Source organism: Amycolatopsis sp. NPDC114503 (genome assembly GCF_055633655.1).
In genome coordinates, this window is the sequence record NZ_JBVKDT010000001.1 from 607,769 (window position 1) to 632,627 (window position 24,859).

General features: G+C 69.2%; 23 protein-coding genes. 7 read left to right on the forward strand and 16 right to left on the reverse strand.

Going from position 1 to position 24,859, the window contains the following annotated elements; translation table 11 throughout:
* Positions 1–154: 154 nt before the first annotated feature.
* On the forward strand, positions 155–3,292 hold the full coding sequence (locus ACZ7OI_RS03000) for a beta strand repeat-containing protein (protein WP_470262536.1): 3,138 nt from the start codon (positions 155–157) through the stop codon (positions 3,290–3,292).
* Between the two features lie 82 nt (positions 3,293–3,374).
* Here the strand turns inward: ACZ7OI_RS03000 and ACZ7OI_RS03005 are convergent, their stop codons facing one another.
* Complete coding sequence (locus ACZ7OI_RS03005) at positions 3,375–4,154, reverse strand: dioxygenase family protein (protein WP_470262537.1); 780 nt, start codon at positions 4,152–4,154, stop codon at positions 3,375–3,377.
* Between the two features lie 103 nt (positions 4,155–4,257).
* Between ACZ7OI_RS03005 and ACZ7OI_RS03010 the strand changes: the two genes are divergently transcribed.
* The 4 genes from ACZ7OI_RS03010 (at position 4,258) to ACZ7OI_RS03025 (ending at position 7,183) form a co-directional block, all read left to right on the forward strand.
* Positions 4,258–4,797 carry a YciI family protein gene (locus ACZ7OI_RS03010; protein ID WP_470262538.1) on the forward strand — a complete coding sequence of 180 codons (540 nt, stop codon included), beginning with the start codon at positions 4,258–4,260 and terminating at the stop codon, positions 4,795–4,797.
* A gap of 438 nt (positions 4,798–5,235) precedes the next feature.
* Positions 5,236–5,736, forward strand: a complete 501-nt coding sequence (locus ACZ7OI_RS03015; protein WP_470262539.1) for a TetR/AcrR family transcriptional regulator — start codon at positions 5,236–5,238, stop codon at positions 5,734–5,736.
* 14 nt (positions 5,737–5,750) lie between these two features.
* Positions 5,751–6,101: a hypothetical protein gene (locus ACZ7OI_RS03020; protein WP_470262540.1), complete on the forward strand. Its 351-nt coding sequence runs from the start codon at positions 5,751–5,753 to the stop codon at positions 6,099–6,101.
* Positions 6,102–6,190: 89 nt separating this feature from the next.
* Positions 6,191–7,183, forward strand: coding sequence for an aldo/keto reductase (locus tag ACZ7OI_RS03025; protein WP_470262541.1), 993 nt, complete (start codon positions 6,191–6,193; stop codon positions 7,181–7,183).
* A gap of 191 nt (positions 7,184–7,374) precedes the next feature.
* Here the strand turns inward: ACZ7OI_RS03025 and dnaB are convergent, their stop codons facing one another.
* The 12 genes from dnaB to ACZ7OI_RS03085 form a co-directional block, all read right to left on the reverse strand.
* Positions 7,375–8,778 carry a replicative DNA helicase gene (gene dnaB, locus ACZ7OI_RS03030; protein WP_037809085.1) on the reverse strand — a complete coding sequence of 468 codons (1,404 nt, stop codon included), beginning with the start codon at positions 8,776–8,778 and terminating at the stop codon, positions 7,375–7,377.
* Between the two features lie 715 nt (positions 8,779–9,493).
* On the reverse strand, positions 9,494–10,291 hold the full coding sequence (locus tag ACZ7OI_RS03035; protein WP_470262542.1) for an ESX secretion-associated protein EspG: 798 nt from the start codon (positions 10,289–10,291) through the stop codon (positions 9,494–9,496).
* An 11-nt stretch (positions 10,292–10,302) separates the two neighbouring features.
* Entirely contained in the window at positions 10,303–11,679 is a 1,377-nt protein-coding gene (locus ACZ7OI_RS03040; RefSeq protein ID WP_470262543.1) for a hypothetical protein, read from the reverse strand.
* Between the two features lie 42 nt (positions 11,680–11,721).
* Complete coding sequence (locus ACZ7OI_RS03045) at positions 11,722–12,336, reverse strand: DUF3558 domain-containing protein (RefSeq protein WP_470262544.1); 615 nt, start codon at positions 12,334–12,336, stop codon at positions 11,722–11,724.
* A gap of 7 nt (positions 12,337–12,343) precedes the next feature.
* Positions 12,344–12,751: a hypothetical protein gene (locus tag ACZ7OI_RS03050; RefSeq protein ID WP_470262545.1), complete on the reverse strand. Its 408-nt coding sequence runs from the start codon at positions 12,749–12,751 to the stop codon at positions 12,344–12,346.
* A 236-nt stretch (positions 12,752–12,987) separates the two neighbouring features.
* A complete protein-coding gene (rplI, locus tag ACZ7OI_RS03055; protein WP_470262546.1) occupies positions 12,988–13,452 on the reverse strand; it encodes a 50S ribosomal protein L9 in 465 nt (154 codons plus the stop codon).
* A 14-nt stretch (positions 13,453–13,466) separates the two neighbouring features.
* On the reverse strand, positions 13,467–13,715 hold the full coding sequence (rpsR, locus tag ACZ7OI_RS03060) for a 30S ribosomal protein S18 (protein WP_009085242.1): 249 nt from the start codon (positions 13,713–13,715) through the stop codon (positions 13,467–13,469).
* Between the two features lie 34 nt (positions 13,716–13,749).
* The gene (locus ACZ7OI_RS03065; protein WP_449668917.1) at positions 13,750–14,283 is read right to left on the reverse strand and encodes a single-stranded DNA-binding protein; all 534 of its coding nucleotides are present in this window, start codon (positions 14,281–14,283) and stop codon (positions 13,750–13,752) included.
* Positions 14,284–14,312: 29 nt separating this feature from the next.
* Positions 14,313–14,636 (reverse strand): 30S ribosomal protein S6, encoded by a 324-nt coding sequence (rpsF, locus tag ACZ7OI_RS03070; RefSeq protein ID WP_116206072.1) that lies wholly within the window; start codon positions 14,634–14,636, stop codon positions 14,313–14,315.
* 102 nt (positions 14,637–14,738) lie between these two features.
* Positions 14,739–15,659 carry a hypothetical protein gene (locus ACZ7OI_RS03075; RefSeq protein ID WP_470262547.1) on the reverse strand — a complete coding sequence of 307 codons (921 nt, stop codon included), beginning with the start codon at positions 15,657–15,659 and terminating at the stop codon, positions 14,739–14,741.
* A gap of 79 nt (positions 15,660–15,738) precedes the next feature.
* Complete coding sequence (locus ACZ7OI_RS03080; protein WP_470262548.1) at positions 15,739–16,647, reverse strand: hypothetical protein; 909 nt, start codon at positions 16,645–16,647, stop codon at positions 15,739–15,741.
* 180 nt (positions 16,648–16,827) lie between these two features.
* Positions 16,828–17,661 carry a hypothetical protein gene (locus tag ACZ7OI_RS03085; protein WP_470262549.1) on the reverse strand — a complete coding sequence of 278 codons (834 nt, stop codon included), beginning with the start codon at positions 17,659–17,661 and terminating at the stop codon, positions 16,828–16,830.
* Positions 17,662–17,777: 116 nt separating this feature from the next.
* Here ACZ7OI_RS03085 and ACZ7OI_RS03090 point away from each other — a divergent pair, with 116 nt between their 5' ends.
* On the forward strand, positions 17,778–18,551 hold the full coding sequence (locus ACZ7OI_RS03090) for a deoxyribonuclease IV (protein WP_037809070.1): 774 nt from the start codon (positions 17,778–17,780) through the stop codon (positions 18,549–18,551).
* A 45-nt stretch (positions 18,552–18,596) separates the two neighbouring features.
* On the opposite strand, the gene ACZ7OI_RS03095 is transcribed toward ACZ7OI_RS03090, so the two are convergent.
* Both ACZ7OI_RS03095 and ACZ7OI_RS03100 read right to left on the reverse strand, forming a co-directional pair.
* Positions 18,597–20,156, reverse strand: coding sequence for a glycosyltransferase family 87 protein (locus ACZ7OI_RS03095; protein ID WP_470262550.1), 1,560 nt, complete (start codon positions 20,154–20,156; stop codon positions 18,597–18,599).
* 35 nt (positions 20,157–20,191) lie between these two features.
* Positions 20,192–21,259: an ROK family transcriptional regulator gene (locus tag ACZ7OI_RS03100; protein WP_470262551.1), complete on the reverse strand. Its 1,068-nt coding sequence runs from the start codon at positions 21,257–21,259 to the stop codon at positions 20,192–20,194.
* A gap of 57 nt (positions 21,260–21,316) precedes the next feature.
* Between ACZ7OI_RS03100 and ACZ7OI_RS03105 the strand changes: the two genes are divergently transcribed.
* Positions 21,317–22,375 carry a Gfo/Idh/MocA family oxidoreductase gene (locus ACZ7OI_RS03105; RefSeq protein ID WP_470262552.1) on the forward strand — a complete coding sequence of 353 codons (1,059 nt, stop codon included), beginning with the start codon at positions 21,317–21,319 and terminating at the stop codon, positions 22,373–22,375.
* Positions 22,376–22,441: 66 nt separating this feature from the next.
* Here ACZ7OI_RS03105 and ACZ7OI_RS03110 read toward each other — a convergent pair whose 3' ends face one another.
* Complete coding sequence (locus ACZ7OI_RS03110; RefSeq protein ID WP_470263428.1) at positions 22,442–24,769, reverse strand: transglycosylase domain-containing protein; 2,328 nt, start codon at positions 24,767–24,769, stop codon at positions 22,442–22,444.
* Between the last annotated feature and the right edge of the window lie 90 nt (positions 24,770–24,859).

Below are 24,859 nucleotides of genomic sequence, written 5' to 3' on the forward strand. Positions count from 1 at the left end.
TTTTGTGTGCCGTTGCCGTCATCGACAGATACCCCGCGGGTTTTTCGCGCGCTGCGCAATTTTCCGCGCACGCATTTCCCCGGTGCATTCCCTGAGAGACAGGGCGCACCGCCACAAACCCGCAAGGGACCCCGATATGAAGGAGAAAAATCCCATGCAGACCTGGGCAAAGCGCGGACTCCAGACCGCGTTGGTCACGGGTGGGTTGCTGATGCTGGGCACCGGCATCGCCTCGGCCGACGAGAACGTGAACCCGGACACCCCGGCCTCCCCGCTTGATCTCAACGTCACCGTCCCGATCGACGAAGCCAACAACGCGATCGGCACCCCGCTCGGGCAGGTCGACCTCCCGGCGCACCACAACGAGATCAGCACCAAGCCCGTCACCTCCGCCGTGAAGGGAGCGCTCGCCTCGGCGAAGACGCCCGGCGGCTCCGCGGGCAGCCTGACCGACAGCCTCCCGAAGGCGGACGCGCCGCGGCAGATCACGCCGACCCGCGACGCGTTCAAGGGCAACAAGGTCAACGGCGACCTCGTCGTCCCGATCCAGGTCGTCGACAACGCCGTCGGTGTCATCGGCGACGCCCACGTGCAGGGCACCGACCACGACCAGACCTACACCCACAACCAGGACGTCGCGACCGACGGCAAGTACTCCGGCATCGCCGGCAACGTCGTGGCGCTCGACTGGGCGCTGCCTGTGCAGATCGCGGGCAACGGCGTCGGCCTGGCCGGCGGCAGCGGTGCGGTCAAGGGCGGTTCGGCGCACCAGAGCACCAGCGAGACCGGCAACATCGACACGACCGGCGAGGGTTCCGGCCTGTCCGGCAACGTCGTCGGCGGCCAGTTCGCGACCCCGGTCCAGGTGACCGGCAACGCCGCGTCCTGGATCCTCGGCAACGCCTACAGCGACTACAACGCCGACACCACCGCCACCTCCGGCGGTTCGATGAAGTCCAACGGCAAGGGCGCCGCGGGCAGCGGCAACGTGGTCGGCGCGCCGATCGCGCTGCCGGTCAAGTTCAACGGCAACGCCGGCGGCGTGTGGGGCTCGGACGCGGACTCCGTCTCCAGCTCCTCGGCCGACGCCAAGGCGGGCGACACCCGTCCGGGCAGCCTCAAGGGCACCCCGACGTACCTGGAGACCGACGGGGACCAGTCGTTCCTGTCCGGCAACGCCGCCGCCGCGCAGGCCAGCCCGGTCGCGAACGTCGCGTCCGTCGCCGGCTCGTGGATCGGCAACGCCACCACCGGCCAGGAGCTCGACCGCCAGGCCTCCTCCTCCACCCACGAGACCACCGCCACCTCCGGCGGCTTCGTGAAGACCAGCGGCAACGACGCCGCCGGCTCGGCCAACGTGGTCGACCCGGCCGTCGCGCTTCCGGTCGAGGCCTGCGGCGTGGGCGGCACCTACATCGGCCGCGCGGTCGCGAACTGCGACAACACCACCACCGCCACCTCCGGCGACGGCAGCTACACCCGCGGCAACGGCTCCACGCTGACCGGCAACATCGTCAACAGCCAGATCGCCGGCGCCCCCGAGGTGCACGGCATCGGCGCCAGCCACATCGGCAACGCTTCGGGCACCTCGACCGAGACCAAGACCGTCACCGCCGGCAACTACGACGGCAGCCAGGGCAACGACTCGTCCGGTTCGGGCAACATCGTGCAGGTCCCGGTGGCCGCGCCGGCCGAGGTGTTCGGCGTGGGCGGCTCGTTCATCGGGCAGGGCTCGGCCGACGGTTCCGAGACCAAGGTCGTGAAGGCGGGCGGCGGCGGCAACACCGCTGACGACAACGGCTTCCTCAGCTCGAACCTCGGCACCGTTCCGGCTTCGCTGCCGGTGCAGGTGTTCGGTGACGGCGCCTCGTTCGTCGGCCAGGGCCACGGCAAGGCCAGCAACGACACCACCTCCACCGCGGGCGGCGACGTGCACGCGACCGGCGCGCAGGGCGCGGGCGCGGGCAACCTCGTCGAGGCTCCGGTCTCGCTGCCGGTCCAGGGCCACGGCGTCGGCGGCTCGGTCGCCGGCATCGGCACCGGCATGTCGGACAACCTGACCGACTCGAAGGCGGGCGGCAACGCCAGCGCCGACGGCAAGGACGGCGCGCTCGCCGGCGACATCGTCAAGGCGCCGATCGCCGGTGCGGGCACCATCTTCGGCGACGGGGTCGCCGGGGGCGCGATCGGCCACGGCACCGCCACCAACGACGTCACCTCCGTCGCGGGCGGCACCGCCGACACCGACGGTGACGGCGGCGCGGTCGCGGGCGACATCGTCGGCGCGGACGCGGCTCCGGTCGCGCAGGTCTTCGGCGACGCGGTCTCCGCGGCGGGCGTGTCCTCGGGCGACGCCATGAACAACACCGTCGTCACCGACTCCGGCGAGGACACCACCTCGGGCACCGAGGGTTCGATCTCGGGCGACATCCTGGACCTCCCGGTCCCGGCTGTGGCGCAGGTCTTCGGCGACGGTGTCGCCGCGGGCGGCGTCGCGCACGCGGTCGGCGACAACGTCACCGACGTGACCGACGGCAACGACGCGACCAGCACCGACGGCACGGGCTCGGCGCTGTCCGGCTTCGACTACTACCACCCGCTGGGTGCGCTGGTGCAGGTCTTCGGCGTGCCGCTGGAGGTGCTCGGCGTGGCCACCGCCGAGGCCCCCAACTCGACCGACGTCGAAGAGCCGCCGGCGATCGACGTGCCGATCGGCGGCGAGATGGGCGCTGGCGAGCTTCCCGCCATGCCCGCCGTGCCGGGTCTGCCGGGCGGTTCCTCGGCCGCGCCGTCGCTGCCTTCGGCTCCGGCTCTGCCGGGCCTGTCCAGCCTGCCCACCGCCACCACGCTGCCCGCCCCGGCGCTGCCGGGCACCCAGCGTGCCGACGTGCCGCAGGTCAGCGGACTGTCCGCGCTGAACCAGCTCAACCAGCTGAAGGGTGCTTCGGCGCTGCCTTCGGTTTCCGGGTTGCAGAACGGCATCCACCTGCCGTCGGCTCCCGCGGTCCCGGCTCTGCCGGGCGTTCCGGCTCTGCCGGGTGCGGGCGCCGAGCGCGCGGACGTTCCGGCGCTGCCGGCCGTTCCCGCTCAGCTGCCGGTGAAGACCTCGCTGCCGACGCTGGGCCAGCTGCCGTCCTTCGCCGCGGTGCCCGCCGTTCCGGGTGCCCCGACGACGCTGCCGACCACGATGCCGACCGCTCCGGCCGTGCCGGCGATCGGTGACGCGACCGGCCCGCTGGGTGCGTTCCAGAAGCTGGCCGCGAAGGTGACCGGCATCTTCACCAAGAAGTGAACCGCTTCGCCTGAAGCGAGCCGGGGATAACCCCGGACGGGCCCGGAAGCCAAGTGCTTCCGGGCCCGTTTTGCGTGCTGGATCAGGAGAATTCGAGCGAGCGCTTCGCCAGCCCGTGCCAGAAACCGTCGATCACCGTGCGCCCTTCTCCTTCGGTCGAGCTGGCGCCGAGCGACACGAACAGCGGCGCGAAGTGCTCGATCCGCGGGTGCGCCATCGCGGCGGCGGGCGCCTTGTGCTGGAAGTCGAGCAACGCGTCGAGGTCGCGGTCGCGCAGCGCCTCGTCGCCCCAGTGGTCGAATTCCGCGGACCACTGCGGAGGGGTTCCGTTGCTGCCGTTGACCTCCTGCATCGCGCGGAGGTTGTGGGTGAAGAATCCGCTGCCGATGATCAGCACGCCCTCGTCGCGCAGCGGCGCGAGCTTGCGTCCGAGGTCGTAGAGCGCTCGCGGGTCGAGCGAGGGCATGGAAATCTGCAGCACCGGGACGTCGGCGTCGGGGAACATCTCCACCAGCGGGACGTACGCGCCGTGGTCGAGGCCACGATCCGGGGCGTCGTGCACCGGGGTTTCGGTCGAATGCAGCAGCTTGCGCACCTGCGCGGCAAGCTCCGGAGCACCCGGTGCGGCGTATTTGACCTGGTAGTAGCGCTCGGGGAAGCCCCAGAAGTCGTAGACGAGCGGGACCGTCGTGGTCGCCCCGAGCGTCAGCGGGGCTTCCTCCCAGTGCGCCGAAACGACCAGGATCGCGCGAGGTTTGGCCAGGTCAGCGGACCACCCGGCGAGCTGCCGGGTCCACGTCGCGTCGTCGGCGAGCGGCGGCGCACCGTGGCTCAGGTACAGGACCGGGGTGCGGGTCGCCATGACTTCCTCCAGGTGTTTGAAAGTTCAACTACTACCGTACGCCTGGTTCGCGGTCTTGGCGAATTCATCGTCGGCGGCTGCCCATGTGCGACAGACTCTCCCGGTGGAATTCTTCTGCTACCACCGCGACCGCCCCGGCTCCGCCGCGTTGCGCGCTGAGCTGAACGAGGAACATTGGTCCTATATGGACGGTTTCGCGGCCGAGCTGATCGCCCGCGGCCCGACCCTGGACGGCGAGCTGCCGACCGGCAGCGTGCACATCGTCGACCTCCCGGACGCCGCCGCCGTCCGCGAATTCGCTTTCGCGGAACCGAATTACCAGGCCGGCGCCTACCGGGACGTCCTGATTCGCCGCTGGGACAACGCTCTCGGCCGCACCATGTGGGAGTTCCCCGGCGATCCGGAGGCGGCGAACCTGTATTTGGTGCTGGGCTTGGGTTCCGGCCCCGCCGTCGACCTCGAACCGTCCGCCGCGGAGACCTTGATCGCCTATGGCCCGCTGTGGTCCGACGACGGCACCGCCTGGCTCGGCACCGCCGCACTGGTCCAAGCCGTCGACGCCGACACGGCCCGCGGAATCCTTGCCGCCGAGCACTACGCCGCGATCGAGGTGCACGACTGGCGACCAGGAGGCCGCTCCTGACCGTCAGCGGGCGGACCGCCACACGAATCCGTCGGCTGTGAGCGCGGCGAGTGCGAGAAGCGTGGCGAAAACCGTTGTGCCGGCAGCGATTCCGAGGGCGTCGCTGAGGTATCCGGTGCCGACGGGCAGCAGTGCCGCCGGAAGGTAGCCGCCGCGATCCACCGCGCGTGCACGGCGCCCTGAGCGACCCGCTGCTGCTGAGGATCGTGTGAAAACTGCTGCTGGAACGCGAGGCTTACGACCATCCGTGCGGCTGGTTCGGGCTCGACCGCCCGAAATCGTCGCTGACCCATCACTTCAAGGTCTTGCGCGAGGCGGGCGTCCTGCGCCAGCGGCAATACGGGCTGGAACGCCGCAGCCGGGTGCGAGCGGAGGATCTCTAATTTTGGGGAACGATCGTTCTTGACTGATCGTTCCCCAAAATCCTATAGTCAGTGCATGGGCAGGCGCAGGGCATTCGACGAGGACGAGGTGGTGCGCGCCGCCGTGGGGTTGTTCGGTGGTCGCGCGTACGACGGGGTTTCCGTGGACGACCTCGTGACCCACCTCGGCGTGCACCGCAACAGCCTCTACAAGACGTTCGGCAGCAAGCGCGGCCTCTACCTGGTCGCCCTGCGTCGCCACCTCGCCGACGACGTCCGGCCCTTGGCCGAAACACTCGCCGCAGCAACGGATTCCGCGGCCGTGCTGCGGCTGATCACCTCGGCCGACCTCGGTCTGCTCCTGCTCGCGGCGGTCGAACGAGCACCGGCCGACGAGGAGGTAGCTGCCGAAGTGGCCGCGGCGTTGGCTTCTCTCGACCAAGCGATCGCCGACGCACTTGGCATCTCCACCGCCTTGGCCGCCGCCCTCACGGCTGCCGCACTGGGTCTCCGCCTGCGCGGCAACCCCGACGGCGCCGGCTCCGCGCTGACCCAACGACTCGATCCTCTTAACTGACAAGGAAAACAGACATGGCATTGGTCTCCATCGACGGCAACGACCTCGTTGTCGTGATCGAGGGTCTCGACAAGCTCTGGGCCTTCAAGAGCAGTCTGACCATCCCGCTGGCCCACGTTCGCGGCGCGACCGCGGACCCCGGCATCGCCGCCGATCCCAAGGGGATCCGCGCGCCGGGCGCCCACCTTCCAGGCGTAATCACGGCGGGCACCTTCCACCTCGACGGCGAAAAGGTCTTCTGGGACGTCAAGGATCCGTCGAAGGCCGTCGTGCTCGAACTCGCCGACGAGCGCTACGCCCGCCTGGTCGTCCAGGTCGACGACCCGCGCGAGACGGTCGCACTGGTCGAGAACGCCTTGCGGTGAGCCGGTTTTCTCCTCTGGCTTGACCTGGAGCGCGCTCCACGTCCTAGCGTCGGACGCGTTCGTCAGCCTTCGAAGAGGAGTATCCGCGCATGATCACCCAGACCACGCTCGGCTCGCCCGGTCTCCCCGTCAGCGCGATGGGTCTGGGGTGCATGGGGATGAGCGAGAGCTACGGCGCCGCTGACTGGGACGGCGGCCTGGCCACCATCGACCGGGCTCTGGAGCTGGGCGTCACGTTCCTGGACACCGCCGATGCCTACGGCGCCGGGCACAACGAGGTGCTGGTGGGCCGGGCCGTCCACGGCCGCCGGGACCGGGTGCAGCTTGCCACCAAGTTCGGCCTCGACCGCAGCGCCGGGGACCGGACGCGCCGCATCCGCGGTGCGCGGGAGTACGTGCTGCGCTCCTGCGACGCCTCGCTGCTGCGGCTGGGCGTCGACGTGATCGATCTGTACTACGCCCACCGCCCGCCCCAGGACGTGGAGATCGAGGAGACCGTCGGGGCGATGGCCGAGCTGGTCGAGGCGGGCAAGGTCCGCTATCTGGGGCTGTCCGAGGTCGACGGCGAGCTGCTGCGCCGGGCGCACGCGGTGCACCCGATCGCGGCAGTGCAGAGCGAGTACTCGCTGTGGACCCGCGACGTCGAGGCGGTCACCCCGGTGATGGCCGAGCTGGGGGTCGGGCTGGTGCCGTACTCGCCGCTGGGGCGGGGGTTCCTGACCGGTGCCCTGGACCGCTCCGCGTTGGGAGAGAAGGACTTCCGGCGCACCAACCCCCGCTTCGCCGGCGAGGCGGGCGAGGCCAACGAGAAGATCGCGCAGACCGTGCGCGAGGTGGCCGACCGGCTGGGCACCACCCCGGCCCAGGTGGCGCTGGCCTGGGTGTACGCCCAGGCCGAGCGGCTCGGGGTGGCGGTGGCGGCCATACCGGGCACCCGCAGCCCGGCCCGGCTGGAGCAGAACGCGGCCGCGCTGGAACTCACTCTGGACGCCGAGGCGCTGGCCGCGCTGGACCCGCTGAGCGACCAGGTGACGGGCGAGCGCTACACCCCCGCGCACACCGCCGAGATCACTCGGGGTTAGCCACGTCAGCTGCCCACCGCGAGCACGCCGACGCACAGCTGGGGTGTCGTCAACCGATCACTCGGCGGCACCCCACTTGTCGCGATGCTCAACGCGATCCACCGCCGCCAGGGTGGTCGCCCCGCTCCAGCTCATGTCAGCCTCGCGGCTGAGGGAGAACAGCCTGGGCATGGCCACCCCGCGACAACGCGTCAGTCGTGGGCCAAATCTGCGAACCGGCTGTAATGCAGCTGGTGTGCGACCACGATCGTGCTCGTCGGACCGGCACGGTGCTTCGCCAGGATCAGGTCCGCTTCCCCGGCGCGGGGGTCGTCGCGTTCCCAGGCGTCCGGGCGGTTGATCAGGATGACGATGTCCGCGTCCTGCTCCAGCGAGCCGGATTCACGAAGGTCCGACAGCATCGGCTTCTTGTCGGTGCGCTGTTCCGGACCACGGTTCAGCTGGGAGATCGCGATCACCGGCACCTCGATCTCCTTCGCCAGCAGCTTCAGCTGACGGGAGAACTCCGACACCTCCTGCTGTCGCGATTCGACGCGTTTGCCGGACGTCATCAGCTGCAGATAGTCGACGACCACGAGCTTCAGGTCGTGCCGCTGCTTGAGCCGGCGGGCCTTCGCGCGGATCTCCATCATCGTCATGTTCGGCGAGTCGTCGACGAACAGCGGGGCCTCGGACACCTCGCTCATCCGGCGGGCCAGCCGCGTCCAGTCGTCGTCGGACATCTTGCCGCCTCGCATGTCGGCGAGGCGGATTTTCGCCTCGGCCGACAGCATGCGCATCACGATCTCCGTACGGCTCATTTCCAGCGAGAAGATGACGCTGGTCAGGCCGTGCTTGATGGACGCGGACCGGACGAAGTCCAGTCCCAAAGTCGACTTGCCGACACCGGGCCGGGCCGCGACGATGATCATCTGGCCGGGGTGCAGGCCGTTGGTCAACTCGTCGAAATCGGCGAACCCGGTCGGGATGCCCTGGGACTGCCCGCCGCGCGAGGCGATCGCGTCGATCTCGTCCATGGTCGGCTGGAGCAGGTCTTCCAGCGCGACGTAGTCCTCGCTCGTGCGGCGTTCGGTGACGTCGTAGATCGCGGCCTGTGCGCGGTCGACGACCTCGTCGATGTTCGCGCCGTCGGCCGCGGCCGCGCCGTAGCCGTACTGCACGATGCGGGTGCCCGCTTCGACGAGCCGGCGCAGCACCGCCTTCTCGGACACGATCTCCGCGTAATAGCCCGCGTTGGCCGCGGTGGGCACGGTCGCGATGAGCGTGTGCAGGTACGGAGCACCGCCGACGCGGCCGAGTTCGCCGCGCCGTTCCAGTTCGGCCGCGACGGTGATCGGGTCCGCCGGTTCGCCGCGGCCGTAGAGGTCGAGGATGCAGTCGTACACGGCCTGGTGCGCGGGCCGGTAGAAGTCGCCGGGCCCGAGCGCTTCGATGACGTCGGCGACCGCGTCCTTCGACAGCAGCATGCCGCCGAGCACGGACTGCTCGGCCGCGATGTCCTGCGGCGGCTGGCGGTCGAACCCGCCAGGGCCGGGGTCGCTCGGACCCGGATCGGACTCCGCGTACGCCGGACCGCGGTCATCGGTCACCGCCACTGCCCGGACACCTCCCCTCGCCCCGCCGTCGTTCCGGCCGGCCCCGTCGTCTCGCGTGCGCCTGTCCTGTGCCGAACCGCGTCCGCCCGCCGCCTCGCGCGGAGGCCAGTCCATGCGAACACCTGTTCGAGTATGCCGGAGTCGGCCCGGCTTTCCCACCCGCCCGTCCGGTTCACTTCGATGATGGACCGGACGGTTCCCCGCGCCGGTGACCGCCACGCGGAGCCACCGGGAGTACTGGACGCGAACGCACGCTAGGTCCCCCGGAAGGACGAGCGCAAACCCGGGTGTTGACCGTGTTGTGGATAACCTGTGGATGACTGGGGGCAACGAATCACAGGTATCCGTGAGCCTGTGGACAAAGTGGGGACAGTGCAGATCGGCTTCACTGAACCCGCAGGTCAAGGCCTGTGCAGAGACTGTGGAGAACTCCGTGAAAACTCGTCCGGCGTGTCGTGTCGAACTGGTTCTTCGGCGTGTCGCACCCGGGTTGGTCCACCGGCCTGTGGATGGTTGCTACGCACGGTAGATCACCGACCCGATGGGCTGAACGAAGGAGAATTCCCCACGCGGCCTACTCGACGACTGCGCACAGTGAGCGATCAGGCAAAAGCGCAGGTTAACCGCGTGCAAACGCGAAACCGGGTGAGGTTCACCGGCCGGACATCTCGCGGTGCCGTGCCGGGAACCCCACCCGGAGTAACGCTCGGGTCGCTCAGCCCAAGGCGCTCAGCGCCTGGCGGAGCCGTTCGGAGACCGTCTGCCTGGACCAAGGCGTGTACACGAGGATGGACTCGCGTCCCGGTCGCTCCTCCATGAGCCAGCGCCCTTCGTCGATATCGACGAAGTTGATCGGCTTGGGAATTCGCCTGCGGGTGCCGCTCGGTGTCCGGGCAGCGACGTACAACGCGCCATTGCCCTTGCGCGGTGCCTGCATGATCCGCTGAATCTCCTTCAGCGGGGAAGCTGGTTGCTTCCGGCTCTGGTCGGTGACCATGATCGAACTCCGCGGTTCAGCGGAGTCATTGGCCTTCCCGGACTCGAATTCCTTGCGGTCGACAAGCAGCGCCTGCCCAGGAGGCGTTCGCGCGGTCGGGATGATGTCGAGGAAGGTCTCGAGGAGCCGTTCCGGCCGCTGCCGGGTGACGGCGAGCGTCGGTTGCCCGCCGGCCCGGACCAGTCCGAAACCGCCGCCGTTGCCACTGCCCACCAAAGCGGAGAAGTTGGCAGGGCTGCCGTCGTCGAACTGGCCGTCGAACCAGCCGTAGTACTCGAAATGCGGATGGGAGATGGAATCGATCAGCGCGAGCAGATCGCGGTCCATCCCCCGCGGGCCCATCAGCCCAGCCTGCTGAAGCCCTGCGTTGACCTGCTCGTCGAGCTTGCGCTGATCTTCCGGCACGTAGAACGCGGCGGTCTCGCCGATGATCTTGTGCGGCTCCGCGCCGCGTCGCCGGATCAGGTTGCACAGGGTGTAGGCAGTGAAGGACACCGGCCGGTCGAGAGTGATCACGTCGCCGATCCTCATTCACCGATGACCGGCGGAACGGTCATCTGGTCCGAGCCGAAGATGTCGTTGCCGTCTTCTTCCAGCAGGTACTTGGTCTGGTGTTCCTCGTCCTCTTGGCCCTTGCCGCCCTTGGCTCCGCCGCCCATGCCGCCCATGCCTGCCGCACCGGCCTTGCCGGCCGCGCCACCACCGCGCATGCCGCCCATGGCACCAGCGCCACCGGCACCGGCACCGGCACCCGCACCGGCCCCGCCTGCCGCCGCGCCGGAACCGCTGCCGCCGGGGCCGAAGCCCGCTCCGCCGAATCCGCCGGGTCCGAAGGCGCCGCCGGCACCGCTGCCGCCACCGCTGCCACCGCCGTATCCGCTGCCGCCACCGGTCGGGCCGAAGGTGCTCGGGTCGAACTTCGCCGGGTCAGTCGTCGGCGGCGCCCAGCCCGAGGTCTTCGTGCCGTCGTCAGGGGGGCCGAATCGACCTGGCCCGCCGGGACCTCCCGGCGGGGTGAACTTGGGCGGATCGACCTTCGGCGGCTTGTAGTTGCCGCCGGGACCTCCCGGCGGGGTGAACTTCGGCGGGCTCGTCTTCGGCGGAGTGAAGTTGCCGCCACCGCCGACACCGCCCGGTCCGCCGCTGAATCCGCCGGGGCCGCCGGGACCGGTGCCAGGGCCGCCGCCGTACTTGCCGGGGTCGGTGCCGCCGTCAGAAATGTTGTTGCCCTGCCAGACGTTGTACTGGGGCATCCCGCCGGCGTTCTGGGAACTCGAGCCGTAGTACGCGGTGTAGGCCTGGACGTTCGTCTGGCTGTCCTTGTTGTACTGGTCGATCTCGTCGTCTTTGTCGCTGAACGGCTGGTGGTCGTACCACTTCATTTCCGGCGGGTTCTGGTCCAATTTCTGGACCTTGCCGTGCACGTCGTGGAACGCGTCGATCTGGTTGGTCATGAAGGTCTGACTCGTGCCCAGATTTTTGGCGGAGTCGTCGTGCCAGATCTTGAGCGCATTCGCGCCCGACTGTGCCGCGCCCGCGCTGTTGCCCTGCCAAGCGCTGTTCATCTTGTTGTTCAGCGCATCGATCTGCTGAGAGCGAGAGGCGTGCCTCTGCTGAAGCTTGGTGGCTGCGTCCTGGCCGCCGTCGAGCGAGCCGGTGTTGCCTTTGCTGATCTTGTCGTAAATCGTGTACGCGTCGATCGACCCGCCGCCGACGTTCGCTTGAGCGTGTTCGGCGTGCGGCCCCCCGCTGAAGATGCTGGATGCCGCGCCGACCAAACCGCCGACCACGCCGCCGACGACTGCCCCTTCTGGTCCGAGCACGGCACCGTAGGTGGCTCCGATCACCGCACCCTTGGCTGTGTTCTTCAGGGTGCTGCCGGTGCTGTTGTCCTCATTCCCCATAATGAGAATCTTCCTTTCGGGCCTGCTAGAGCCGGGTGGCGATCAAGAAGCTGTTTTGAGGTGGTTGATCATCGCAGTGCCGATCTTGATCAACGGCTCGCACGGCTTGTCGTAGTTCTTGCCCTTCGCAAGTCCATCGACAATAAAGACGGTGAGCTGATCGGTGACGGCGATGACAAGGCCGCACGCGCCGGTCTTGCGAGAGTCGTGCTGAGAAGCGAAAACCGCGGGGTAGCCCTCGACCTGTGTTGGTTCGAAGTACGCCTGGCTCGACTTCATCGAGTAGGTGTCGGCGAGGCCGTTTTTGTTCTGGGGGATCGGCGACAGGGTGATCCCGTTCGCCTTGAGATCCGGGTCCGAGGATTGCCAGTCGCACCCGCGAGGCGTGATGTCGTTGATCTTCCCAGGAGGAGCGAGGCCGAGAGCTCGGGCGTCGTCGTCGCTGAGGGCAGAGCACGGATTGGCGAGCAGCTTCTCTGTCGGAAGCGGTGCCGGGACCTTCGGCACGCCGTTGCTCGACGAGTTGTCGGAACTCGACGGGCTGGGGTTGCCGGACGCGGGTGGCTCAGCAGTACCGCCGGTCCCGCCGCTGCAGGCGGTCAGCAAGCTGAGGGCAACGACAGTGCCGGCGGCGAGCCGGGCGATGTGTTTCGGCATGTGCTGATCAGAGCCCACTCTGTGTCTGCTTCTTCATGTCTTCGGCATTGTGCAGCTCGGTGATGCTGATCTTCTTCTTCGCCGCGGTAAGCGAATCGATGAAGTTCCGGGTGTATTGGACCATCTTGTCGTGCTCGTCGAGCAGGCTCTGTCCAGACGGGTTAGCGCCCTTGCTGACAAAGGTTTGGCTGGCCACTTCGTCGGCAGGCGGTTTCACGCGAGCGACGGTTTCGGCGTACTGGCCATCCTTCACCAGGTCGGTGAGCAAGTCCTGCCATTGCTTGATGACTGAGTCCACCTCGTCCTCGGTGAACTGGTAGCCGCCGGCCTTGCCGTAGCCGCCCACCATGATCGGCGGAACCGGAGGAACCTGAGTCCCGGAGTTCGCGCCGGATGCGGGTGATTGTTCAGTCATCTCGCTGGCCCCCTTATACCCATGCCTCGCTCTACCCCAGCGAGATCAGCACCTTGGATGTTAACGCACGGGAGTTGGTTCCCGCTCGGTGTTCGCAAGTTGGCTGGAGTGCATCTGAGCTGGGAACCTGTGGGCGGCGCGCCGCCCACGAGCCGGGCTCGGGACCCCCGGCCGTCGAAACGAAACCGCCCCCGGGAGATTCTCCCGGGGGCGGTTCGCGGAAAAAGACGCGAGCGTCAGTTCGCGGCCACGGCCTTGACCTCGAGCCGGAGGTCCACCTTCACGTTCGGGTGCAGGCGGGCGTTGACCGAGTGCTTGCCGACCGTCTTGATGTGGTCGCGCAGGTCGAGGATGCGCTTGTCGAGCAGCGGGCCGCCCTGTGCCTTGATCGCGTCGACGATCTCGCCGGCGGTGATCGAGCCGAACAGCTTCTTCGAGCCAGCCGCGGCCTTGCCGGTCAGCTGGATCGCGCCGAGGCCCTCGAGCGTCGCCTTGATCTCTTTGGCGTGGTCGAGGTCGCGGATGCGGCGGGATTCCTGTGCGCGCTGGATCGTGCGCACGTTCTTCTCCGCGCCCTTGCTGGCCACGATCGCGTAGCCGCGCGGCAGCAGGTAGTTGCGGGCGTATCCGTCCTTGACCTCGACGATGTCGCCGGGGCCGCCGAGGTTCGCCACGTCGGTGGTGAGAATGATCTTCGCCATGACTAGTGCTCCCCTCAGCGCGCGGTGGACGTGTAGGGCAGCAGCGCCATCTCGCGCGAGTTCTTCACCGCGATGGCGATGTCGCGCTGGTGCTGGCTGCAGTTGCCGGTGACGCGACGGGCACGGATCTTGCCGCGGTCGGAGATGTACTTCCGCAGCAGGTTGGTGTCCTTGTAGTCGATCGTCTCCGGGCGGCCCTTCTTCTCGGCCTTGCAGAAAACGCAGACCTTCTTCTTGGGCTTGCGAATGGGTGGCTTGGCCACTGGTGTACTCCTGGAATTCTAGAAAGAAATGAGATCAGAACGGGGGTTCGTCGGAGAAGCCTCCGCCGCCACCGCCCGCGGGCGGGGCCGAGCCCCAAGGGTCGTCGGCGGGCGCGCTGTTGCCGCCGCCGCCGCGATTTCCGCCGCCGCCGTTGAAGCCTCCGCCGCCTCCGCCGCCGAAGTCACCACCGCCGCCGCCACCGCGGCTGACCTTGTTGACCTTCGCCGTCGCGTAGCGCAGCGAGGGGCCGATCTCGTCGACCTCGAGCTCGACGACGGTGCGCTTCTCGCCTTCCTTGGTCTCGAAAGACCGCTGCTTCAGCCGCCCCTGCACCACCACGCGGGCGCCCCGCGTGAGCGACTCGGCGACGTTTTCCGCCGCCTGCCGCCAGATGTTGCAGCGCAGGAACAGCGCCTCGCCGTCCTTCCACTCGCCGCTCTGGCGATCGAGCGTGCGCGGGGTGGACGCGACGGTGAAGTTCGCGACCGCCGCACCGGACGGGGTGAAGCGCAGCTCCGGGTCGGACGTGAGGTTCCCGACCACGGTGATGACGGTGTCTCCAGCCACGGATGGCGTCCCTTCGGATCGGGCTCGGATCAGGCCTTGGCGGGCGCGGGCTTGGCCGCGGCCTTGACCTCGCGGCGCATGACCTTGGTGCGCAGCACGGTTTCCTGCAGCGACAGCTGGCGGTCCAGTTCCTTGACGGCGTCGGCCGTCGAGTTCAGGTCCAGCAGCGCGTAGATGCCCTCGGCGTTCTTCTTGATCTCGTACGCCAAGCGACGGCGGCCCCAGACGTCGACCTTCTCGACGCTTCCGCCCGAAGTGCGGATCACGTTGAGGAAGTTGTCCAGCGTGGGCGCGACCGTACGCTCGTCGAGCGTCGGGTCCAGGATGACCATTACCTCGTAATGGCGTGACATAACCACTCACCTCCTATGGGCTCGCGGTCACGGCGGATTCCGTGACAGGAGGGTTTGTCCAGGTAAGCGTACCCGGCGGGTCCGACAGTCCCGTTCGGCGGGTCAGCTGACGCGGCGCAGCACCCAGGTGCGGACCAGCCCGGCGGTGACGCCGGCCAGCACGATCACCGCGAGCAGCATCGGCAGCTGGACGTCGGAGGGCCGGCCCTGGCTCGCCAGCGATTCGGCGTTGCCCGCGTTGCGGATGTCCGGGCCCTGCTGGCCCTGCGGGTCCTGTCCGGCCGACGGCTGCTGCGGCAGCGCGCCGGAACCGGGCAGCGTGCCGTAGCGCGCGCCGGGGGCGATCGCGGTGCCCAGCGCGCCCGGGCTGCCCGGGGTCGCGGTCGGGATGCCGCCGTAGTCGCGCGGCGGGGCGATCCCGGTCGAGCCCGGCTGGTAGTTGCCCAGCGGGTTGCCGCCGCCGTTCTGCGCGGGCGCGTTCCCGTTCGACTGGGTGCCGCCGTTCGACGGGGAGCTCGAGGACGACGGCGCCTGGTAGTTGTTCGCCGTCGTGGTGAGCCCGCACGCGGACGCGACGCCGCTGCGGATCCCGTTCAGCACCTTGGTCTTGGTGTCCGGCAGGACGCCGAGCCCCCACTCGTTCTTCAGCGCGTTCGAGACGACCTGGCCGATCGCGTCGCCGCCGATCGTGCCGCCCGCGGCGTTCGGGATCGCGCCGACCTGCAGGTTGCCCTTGTTCGCGATGGCGTTCGCCAGCGAGTCCGGCCAGACGGTGGCCAAACTCCAGAAGGTCACCTGGTCCCTTGCCGACTGGCGGACGATCTCCTTGACCGCCGAGCCGGGCACCGCGACCGAATCGCCCATGCCGCCGGTGACCGCGCCCTTGCACTGGTTCGCGAGCGTGGTCGCCGCGGACGCGGTGCCGGCGCCCAGGAACGTGCCGCCGGTGAAAAGGGCGGCGAGAGCGGTGACGGTGAGTGCTCGACGGGTTCGCTTCCAGGTGGGGATTTTCCGCACGAGCACTATCCTCCGGGGTCCGTGGGCATGGTTCGTCGCATCAGGAACAACGAATGGACTCCGGTAAAGATACTGGTGAGTTGGCCTAACCTACAGCGGCCATTCGGCGGAGCACCCAGGTCCGGACCAGGCCCGCGCTGACTCCGGAGAGTGCCAAAACTGCCACCAGAACTGGCCAGTCCAACCCGTTCGTGTGGTTGCCGCCGGTGCCCGGCAATGCTTCGGCATTGCCGGCGTTCTGGATCGTGCGGTCGCCGCCGTTCGGACCGTCCGGGTTGGCAACGCCGTATTGCGGCGCGTAACCCGGGATCTGGCTGCCGTAGCGCAGCGAGGGTGACGGGCTGAACAATCCGGCCATCGCCATCGGGATGCCGCTGTAATCGCGCATCGGCGCGTATCCGGTGCTGTAGCCGTACGACAAATTGCTGAAATTCGGCAGGAAAGCCGAGAACGGGGCGGCTCCTCCGCCGGCGCCGCCGAAATCGCCGAGGACCGGGCTGTTCGAGCCCGGCATCTGCGACTGCTGCCCCGGCGAGCCGCCCTGCTGCGGGCTGCCGCCATTGCTGCCGGACGGCGGTTGCTGCGGGTTCGGGCCCGGGTTCTGCTTGCCCGGCTGGCTGCCGCTGAAGCCCTGGCCGACGGCGGCGACGCCCTGCTGCACCGCGTTGGTGCCGCCCGCGACCGCGCCGTTGACCGCGCTCGCGGCCGGTGCGCCGATGACCGGAACCGGCGCGACGACGGTGTTGACCACGTTCACCGTGACCTTGCAGACCGTGCCGAGGATCGAGTTGATGGTGCCGGTGAGCACGCCGGAGACCTGGCCGACGATGCCGAGGTCGATCGGGAGGCCGAGCAGCGGGGTGGTCGCCTGGACGTGGTCACCTGGTTTGGCAGTGATGGTGGAACCGCAGGTCGCGGTCAGGGTGCCCGCCGACGCGGTGCCGGGGGCGGCGAGCGCGGCGGAGCCGGCCAGGACGAAAGCGGCGGCTCCCACTGCGGTAGCCCTCCGTGCCCGGTGCTGCTGCATGGCCGTCGACCCTTTCGCCGCGTCCGTTGTACCTGCCTTGCTGAGGACAACGACGGTAACGAAGACGAGTAACGCCCGCCTCCCCTCCGAGGTCAGGCATTCGGGTGGAAGCGGGCGCTACTGAGAGTCAGGGTCTGGGAGTCAGAGTCAGGCGGGCTTGCGGCGCAGCCACGCGCGCACCAACGCGGCGGCCACCATCGCGAGCGCCAGCACCGCGATGAGCAGCGGCAGCCGGGCGGGCGGGTTGGCGGCGGGCAGCGCCTCGGCGGTGCCGGACTTCTTCGCGTCGACCGTCGGCACCTGGTCCGGCTGCGGCAGCTGGCCCGGGACTACCTGGGTGACGAGCGGGGCCTGCACGAAGGTCGCCGGGAGCATCGCGGCTCCGGTGAAGATGCCGGACACCGAGTCGAGACCGGACAGCCCGTCGACCGACGTCACCGGGCCGAGCGTGTCGCCGCCGGGGACGGGCTGGCCCGGGCCGCCGGGGCCGGGAGCCGGGGACGGCGGGTGGGGCGTGGGGTTCGGCGGAGCGGGAGGAGTCGGTCCAGGCGGCTGCGGAAGCGGGGTTCCCGGAAGCCCGCCGACCAGCTTCTGGGTGGTGTTGCCGACGCCGTTCGCGGCGGCCTGCACCATCGGGCAAGTGTCCTTCGCGGCCGTGTCGCCGACAGCGGGGACCTCGCCGACGCCCAGAGTCCGGACGGTGTCGCCGACCGGGAGGTTGAGCAACGTGTTGTTGCCGTCGGCCTGCTTCGCCTTCGAATCGAGGCCGACAGTGAGCCGGTTCGGCGCGTTGAGCGGAGCGCCCGCGTCGAGGGCGAGGCCGGTGCCGTCCTTGCCGTTCTGCAGCGTGGACTCGCAGTCGCCGCTCACCGTCGGGTTCGGATCGGCGGACGCCGTCGCGGGAAAGGCCAGAACCACCGACAGCAGCGATGCCGCGAGCGCGACCCCGAGTGCGATCGTCCGTCCAGCACGTTTCCGCATGCCTTCCTCCCCCGACTTGCTTACTCCGAATGGATCACGGAACGCGCTCACGGTACTCCACGAGCGTCACCAACTCGGGCGGAAGGGGGAGATTCGCCCGGTAGTAGCGTCAGGGCATGCAGATTGGCGCCCATGTCCGCGACGACGATCCCTTGGCCGCCGTCGCCGAGCGAGAAGCCGACGTCGTCCAGTTCTTCCTCTCCGACCCGCAGGGGTGGAAGGCACCGAAACCGCATCCGCACGGCGAGGAGATCAAAGCCTCCCCGGTCGAGGTGTTCATCCACGCGCCGTACCTGATCAACGTCGCGTCCAAGAACAACCGGATCCGCATCCCGTCCCGCAAGAACGTCACCCAGCACGCCGACGGGGCTGCCGCGATCGGCGCGAAGGGCCTGATCGTGCACGGCGGGCACGTCGGCGCCGGCGACGACGTCGAGGAGGGCTTGGTCAACTGGCGCAAGCTTTTCGAGCGCGAAGCGGAGAAGGGCGGCTTCGCGGTGCCGATCCTGATCGAGAACACCGCGGGCGGCGACAACGCGATGACCCGCGAACTCGACGTGATCGCCCGGCTCTGGGACAAGGTCGGCGAGTTCGGCGCGGGCTTCTGCCTCGACACCTGCCACGCCTACGCGGCGGGCTGGGACCTCGCGACCGCGGTGGAGAAGGTCAAGGCCATCACCGGCCGGATCGACCTGGTGCACTGCAACAACTCCCGCGACGAGCACGGTTCCAATCGCGACCGGCACGCGTCGGTGGTCGACGGCGACGGCACGATCGAACCGGAGCTGCTGGCCGAGGTCGTACGCCAGGCGGGCGCGCCGGTGGTCGTCGAGACTCCGGGCGAAGGCCAGGCCGCCGACATCGCGTACCTGCGCAAACAGCTCGCTTGAGAAGCCGTGCGGGGAACCCCTCGATCGGGGTTCCCCGCACGGACTTCAGGAGACCGGTTGTTCGGTGCGGGAGCGGCGGAAGGGTGCGAAGGTGACCTTGTCGCGGGCCCGCTCCAGCACGCCGCCCGCCGGGTCGTCGTCGCCGGAGAGCCGGACCAGGTCGGTGCGCGGGCGGTAGATCTCGCGGACCACCAGCACGCACAGCCCGATCACCGCGAGGTCGCGGATCACCACGCCGCCGAGGAACCAGCCCGCGGGCAGTCCTTTGTGGTCGACCCCGAGGTAATAGAACATCCGCGGCGCCCACACCGCCGCGTCGATGACCATCCAGCCCAGCAGCAGCCGCCAGCGCGGGATCGCCAGCACCGCCAGCGGGACGAGCCACAGCGAGTACTGCGGGCTCCACACCTTGTTCGTCAGCAGGAACGCCGCCACGACGAGGAAGGCGAGCTGGCCGAACCGCGGCCGCCGCGGCGCGGTGAGCGCGACGTACGCGATTCCCGCGCAGCAGAGCACGAACAGCACCGCGACCACGACGTTCAGCACGGTCGGTGACTGTCCTTTTTGGAGCACGCCGTCGAAGCCCGCCCAGCCGGTGACGTAGGAGACGACGTTGTAGAGCGAATCCGGGTCCATCGGGCGCAACGTGTTGAGCCGGAAGAACTCCCACCAGCCGCGCGGCGCGGCCACGATGAACGGGACGTTCACCACCAGCCAGGCCAGCACGGTGAACGCCGCGGCCCGGCTCCACGCGCGCAGTTTCCCGGCGCGCAGGCACAACAGGAACAGCACGCCGAGCAGCAGCAACGGATACAGCTTGGTGGCGACGCCGAGTCCGAAGAGGACTCCGGCGACCTCCGGGCGTTTTCGCGACCACGCCAGGATCCCGGCGGCGGTGGCCGCGGTGGCGAGTGCGTCGAAGTTCGTAAAGGTATGGACCAGTACGAGCGGCGAGATCGCGACGAGCACCGCGTCCCACGGCCGGCGTTTCGTCGTCCGGCCGGTGGCCCACACGGTGACCAGCCAGGCGAGCGCCAGCCAGAACGCGGAGATGTTGAAGTAGATCGCCACCGGAAGCGCGCCGGGCAGCCAGCCCGCGTTCGCGACCGACGTCCAGCCCGCCGCGAGCTTCGCGTTGATCCACTGGAACAGGCCGGTGACCACCGGGTACTCCATGTACCGGGTCTGGTTCTCCGCGGTCTGCGAATCCTCCTGCCACGACGTGACGTAGGGGAAGGTGTGCGCGTCGTCGAGCTTTTCCGAGCTGTAGAGCGGGACGATGTCGGAGTAGCACATCGCGACGAACGGACGGCCGGAGCGCCAGTCGAGCTGGTGCGCGCCGTTCGAATCGCTGTACTGCTGGATGCACGACGCCTTGCCGAACCAGCACACCACCAGCGCGAGCACAGCCATCGCGAGCCCGACGCGCTGCGGCGACCAGAACCACTGCCTGCCCACCGCCGCGTGCTCGCCGATCGGGCCGCCGACGGGTCTCGTCGCGGCGGCCACCAGCGGGTCGTGCCGGCTGGGGGCGATTCGCTCCGCCGGGGTGAGCGTGCGGGGAGCCGAATCCGGCTCGTCGGCGGGGTCGGAGACGCGGGACACGTCGGGATGCTATCGGTCCGCGAGTGGGCTGCCGGTCATTTCGGATCCTCGTAGAACCCGGCAAGCACCTCGAATGCGGCGCCGAGGGCCACCGCCTCCTCGTCGAGATCGCTCAATTCGACGTCGATGCGCTGCCAGTACGGCACCGGCAGCAGGTCTCGCAGCTGTCGCGAGACCGTTTCGCGGTAGACCTCGGGCGCGCCGCGGATCGTCCGTCCGAACAGGACGATCCGCTCGAGATCGAGCACCTGCACCAGGTCGGCGAGCCCGATGCCGAGCAGGCGGGCGGCGTCGTGCGGGGTGCCCGCGGCGCGGTGCATGACCTCGACGCAGCCGCGGCGGCCGCAGGCGCAGCGCGGTCCGGCGTACGCGATGGTGGTGTGGCCGAATTCACCCGCGTTGGTGCGCGGGCCTCGGTAGACGCGTCCGTCGATCAGCAGTCCGACGCCGATTCCGGTGCCGACGAGCACCACCGCGGTCGCCGCCGCGGTTTCCTCCGGCCAGGCGTGCGCGAAGGCGGCGGAGTTGGTGTTTTTGTCCAGCGTGACCGGCAGCCCGGTGCGTTCGGCGAGCAGATCGCGCAGCGGGACGTCGTGCCAGCCGGGCATGTTCGTGGCGTCGCGGACGCGGCCCGCGTGGTGGTCGAGCGGTCCCACCGCGCCGACGCCGAGCCCGAGCACGCGCGCCGGATCGAGGTCGGCGAGCAGTGTGCGCGCGCCGTCGGCGATCGCGGTCACCGCGACCTCCGGGCTGAAACCGATCGGCAGCGGGCCTTCCACGATGTCCTCGACCTCGCCGGTCAGGCCGGTGCGCAGCACGAGATAGCCGTCCCGGTCGAGCTGTGCGCCCAGTGCGCAACGGGCTTCCGCGCGCAGCCGCAGCATGGTGCGCGGTTTGCCGACCCCGGCCGCGGGTGCGCGTTCGACGTCCAGCAGCCCTTCCGGCAGCAGGTCGGACACGATTTTCGACACGGCCTGCTGGGTCAGCCCGGACCGCTGCGCCAGCTCGACCCGGCTCAGCCCGCCGGCGCGCAGGATGTGCCCGAGCAGCAGCGCGCGGTTGTGGCGTCGCAGCCCGCGCAGGTTGACGCCGGTTTCCGCCATCGGCCGATCATCTCGGACGGGTGGCCTATTACGCAACAGTGTTGTTTAATAGGAGTCATGGCTGATGACGCGCGGGTCGGCATCCTCGGGTACGGGATCGGCGGCCGGATCTTCCATGCGCCGCTGGTCGCGGCGACGCCCGGCCTGGTCCCGGCCGTGCTGGTGACCGCCAACCCGGACCGGGCCGCGCAGGCGCGCGCCGAGCATCCCGGCGCCGAAGTGGTCCCGGACGCGGACGCGCTTTTCGCCCGTGCGGGTGATCTCGACCTGATCGTGGTGACCACGCCGAACCGCACGCACGTGCCGCTCGCCCTCCGCGCGATCGAGGCCGGGATTCCGGTGGTCGTGGACAAGCCGTTCGCGCCGACCGCGGCCGAAGCGCAGCAGGTCGTCGACGCGGCGAAGGCCAAGGGCGTCGGCCTCACGGTGTTCCAGAACCGTCGCTGGGATTCGGATTTCCGGACCGTCGGCAAGGTGCTCGAGTCCGGTCGTCTCGGCGATGTCTTCCGCTTCGAATCGCGCTACGACCGCTGGGTGCCGAAGATCAAGGACAACTGGCGAGAGTTCGGCGACCCGGCCGAGGCAGGCGGTCTGCTTTACGACCTCGGCGCGCACATCGTGGACCAGGCGCTGCAGTTGTTCGGCTCGGTCACCCAGGTCTACGCGGAGGTCGACCGCCGCCGCCCCGGTGTCCAGGTGGACGACGACGTGTTCGTGGCCCTGCACCACGCGAACGGCGTGCGGTCGCACCTGTGGTCGTCCGCGCTCGCCGGCACTCGCAATCCGCGCTTCCGCGTGCTCGGGGATCAGGCGACATTCACCAAGTACGGCCTCGACGTCCAAGAGCCGCAGATCAAGGCCGGTCTCCGCCCCGGCGACGACGGCTGGGGCGTGGAGCCGGAAAGCGACGCCGGAAGGCTCGGCGTGAACGACGACACCGAACTGGTGCCGACCGAAACCGGTTGCTACGAAGCGTTTTACGCCCAAGTCCGGGATGCGCTGCGCGGCGAGGCGGACTTCCCGGTCGACCCGGCGAGCGCGGTCGAGGCGTTGCGCGTGATCGAAGCCGCGCACCGCTCGGGCGCCGAAGGCCGCGTGATCACGCTCGGCGGCTGATCGCCGCCCCTGAACGGCCGTGGCTGCGACGGCTTCCCCCCACCGTCGCGGCCACGGCCTTTTTCCTTACTCCTGTGGCGGATCCTCGCCCGTTGACGGACCGCCGGTCGGCGGGTTGTGCGGCGACGTCGGCTTGCCGGACGGCCAGTGCGGGAGCCCGGTCGGCCAATGCGGCTGGGTGGGCCCGCCGGTGATCGGCCCGCCGTGGTCGTTGCCGTCGTCGCCCGGGTCCGGCTGGTTGCCGTTGGTCTGCTGCGGCGGCTGGTCGCCCGCGTTCTGGTCCCCCTGCGGCGGCGGGGCCTGAACGCCGATCAACGGCACCTGGTCGAACTTCTCGCCGGGCTTGCCCTTCAGATAGCCGTCGAGGAACTTCTGCCACATCGGGCCCGCGATCGTCGAACCGTAGATCGGCGACGTGCCCGCGCCGTGCAGCGCCTGGTCGCCGTCCGCGCCGACCCAAGCCGCGACCGAGACCGACGGCGTGTAGCCGACCATCCAGGTCTGCGCGTTCGCGTTCGCCGCCCACGCCGGTTCGCCCGGCCGCTTCGTGTGCTGCTGGGTACCGGTCTTGCCCGCGCATTCGTGCCCGGAAGGGCACTTCAGGTGAGAGAAGTCGATCACCGGACCCAGTGCCATGGTCACGTTGCCGGCGATCTGCTTGGCTTTGTCCGCGCTGCTGTCGAACACCGGTTTGCCCGCACTCGGCTGTGCCTCGTAGGCGACTTCCTTCTGCGCGTTGGTCACCTTCAGCACGAAGTGCCGGTCGCGCTGGATGCCGTTGGCGGCGAAGGTCGCGTACGCGCTGGCCATGTCCGCGGGCGTGATCTGGGTGTTCCCGCCGCCGAGCGCGATGTTGGCGTCCGCGGTGGAGATCAGCGACTGGCCGCCGTTGCTCTTGGTCTTCACGCCCGCTTCCTGAGCGGCCTGTCCGACCGGGCCTGGATGCGTCTCGTTCAGCACCATGTCGTAGAACACCGTGTTCGCCGACCGTTTCATCGCCTCGGCGACCGTGCACTGCCCGGAACAGCTGGAACTCGGACCCGCGTTGCGCACGACGCGGCCGTCGAAGACCCGGTTGTTGCTGCCGTCGAAGGTCGAGTTGATCCCCTTGCCCATCTTGAGGAACGCGGTGAGGTCGAACGCCTTCATCGACGAACCGGGGTTCTGCGGTGTGTTCGCCCAGTCGCGAGCGCCCTGCTTCTTCCCGTTCACGTCGACGGTCGCCGGCCCGCCGTAGTACGCGAGCACCCCGCCGGTCTTCGGATCGACCGCCACCAGCGAATCGAGCAGCCGGTCGTCGGACTGGTCCTTCAGCGCGTCGGTCGCCACCTGGGTCGCGACCTCCTGGGCGTGCTTGTCGATGGTGGTCTGGACCGTGTAGCCGCCCGCGAAGTACTTGTCGTCGTCGATGCCGTGCTGCGCCAGTTCGGCCTTCACCTGGGCGGTGATGAACTTGTACGGCGCGTTCGCTTCGTCCTTCGATTCCTCGAGCGGGATCACCTGCGGGAACTGTGCCGCTTGCCGCTGCTGCGCGGTGATGTACTTGTTCTCGAGCATCCGGTCGAGCGCGGTGTTCCAGCGGCCTTGGGCCACCTTCGGGTTCTCCGAACGGCCCGGCTGCTGGATCAGCCCGGCGAGCAGCGCGGCCTCGGAGTATTCGAGCTTCGAAACGTCCTTGTGGAAGAAGGCCTGCGACGCCGCGCCGATGCCGTACGCCCCGCGCCCGAAGTAAATGATGTTCAGGTACGCGGTGATGATGTCCTGCTTCTCGTACGTCTGGTTCATCTTGAAGGACTTCGCCAGCTCGGTCCATTTGCGGGTGAGCGTCGGGGCGTCGTTGTCGGTGGCCTTCTTGATGTACTGCTGCGAGATCGTGGACCCGCCGCCCGCCTTGCCGGTGAGCTGGTTGAACGCCGCGCGCAGCAGACCGGTGACGTCGAAGCCGGAGTTGGTCTCGAACGTCGAGTCCTCGGTCGCGATCACCGCGTGCTTCACCACGTCCGGGATCTGCTGCGGGGTGAGGATCTGCCGGTTGCCGCCGGAGGGCACGTCCTTGCCCATCGGGCTGCCGTCGGCGTACAGATAGGTGACAGCCTGGTTCTGGCCCTGCGCAATGCTCTGCGGCGAGGGCACGTCGACCATGAAGTAAGTGATCACGAACGCGATCGCCGGGATCACGATGAAAAGCCCGACGAACGCGTACGCGCAGCGCCGGATGATCTTCCAGCGTCTTTTCTTGCGCTGAGCGGGCGTGCGGCCCTTCTTGTCCAAGTCTTCCGGCCCGTAGCCGTCGTCCGGATCGAGCGGGCCCTCGTCCCGGTAGTCGGCGTCGCGGTAGTCGGCGTTGCGATAGCCCGGGTCGTGGTAGTCGTCCTCGGCCATCCGGTGGGTCATCAGCTCCGGCTCGCGCTGCGGCGGCGGGACCGGGCGGCGGCCGGGAGGCGGCGGACGGCGGCCCGGCGGCGGAGATCCGGCCGGCCCGGT

Coding starts and splice junctions, on each gene's coding strand:
- ACZ7OI_RS03000 (WP_470262536.1), top strand. CDS start 155: ATGCAGACCTGGGCAAAGCGCGGACTCCAGACCGCGTTGGTCACGGGT.
- ACZ7OI_RS03105 (WP_470262552.1), top strand. CDS start 21,317: ATGGCTGATGACGCGCGGGTCGGCATCCTCGGGTACGGGATCGGCGGC.
- ACZ7OI_RS03050 (WP_470262545.1), bottom strand. CDS start 12,751: ATGACTGAACAATCACCCGCATCCGGCGCGAACTCCGGGACTCAGGTT.
- rplI (WP_470262546.1), bottom strand. CDS start 13,452: ATGGCGAAGATCATTCTCACCACCGACGTGGCGAACCTCGGCGGCCCC.
- ACZ7OI_RS03025 (WP_470262541.1), top strand. CDS start 6,191: ATGATCACCCAGACCACGCTCGGCTCGCCCGGTCTCCCCGTCAGCGCG.
- ACZ7OI_RS03015 (WP_470262539.1), top strand. CDS start 5,236: ATGGGCAGGCGCAGGGCATTCGACGAGGACGAGGTGGTGCGCGCCGCC.
- rpsF (WP_116206072.1), bottom strand. CDS start 14,636: ATGTCACGCCATTACGAGGTAATGGTCATCCTGGACCCGACGCTCGAC.
- ACZ7OI_RS03005 (WP_470262537.1), bottom strand. CDS start 4,154: ATGGCGACCCGCACCCCGGTCCTGTACCTGAGCCACGGTGCGCCGCCG.
- ACZ7OI_RS03045 (WP_470262544.1), bottom strand. CDS start 12,336: ATGCCGAAACACATCGCCCGGCTCGCCGCCGGCACTGTCGTTGCCCTC.
- ACZ7OI_RS03100 (WP_470262551.1), bottom strand. CDS start 21,259: ATGGCGGAAACCGGCGTCAACCTGCGCGGGCTGCGACGCCACAACCGC.
- ACZ7OI_RS03040 (WP_470262543.1), bottom strand. CDS start 11,679: ATGGGGAATGAGGACAACAGCACCGGCAGCACCCTGAAGAACACAGCC.
- ACZ7OI_RS03090 (WP_037809070.1), top strand. CDS start 17,778: ATGCAGATTGGCGCCCATGTCCGCGACGACGATCCCTTGGCCGCCGTC.
- ACZ7OI_RS03020 (WP_470262540.1), top strand. CDS start 5,751: ATGGCATTGGTCTCCATCGACGGCAACGACCTCGTTGTCGTGATCGAG.
- ACZ7OI_RS03110 (WP_470263428.1), bottom strand. CDS start 24,769: ATGACCCACCGGATGGCCGAGGACGACTACCACGACCCGGGCTATCGC.
- ACZ7OI_RS03085 (WP_470262549.1), bottom strand. CDS start 17,661: ATGCGGAAACGTGCTGGACGGACGATCGCACTCGGGGTCGCGCTCGCG.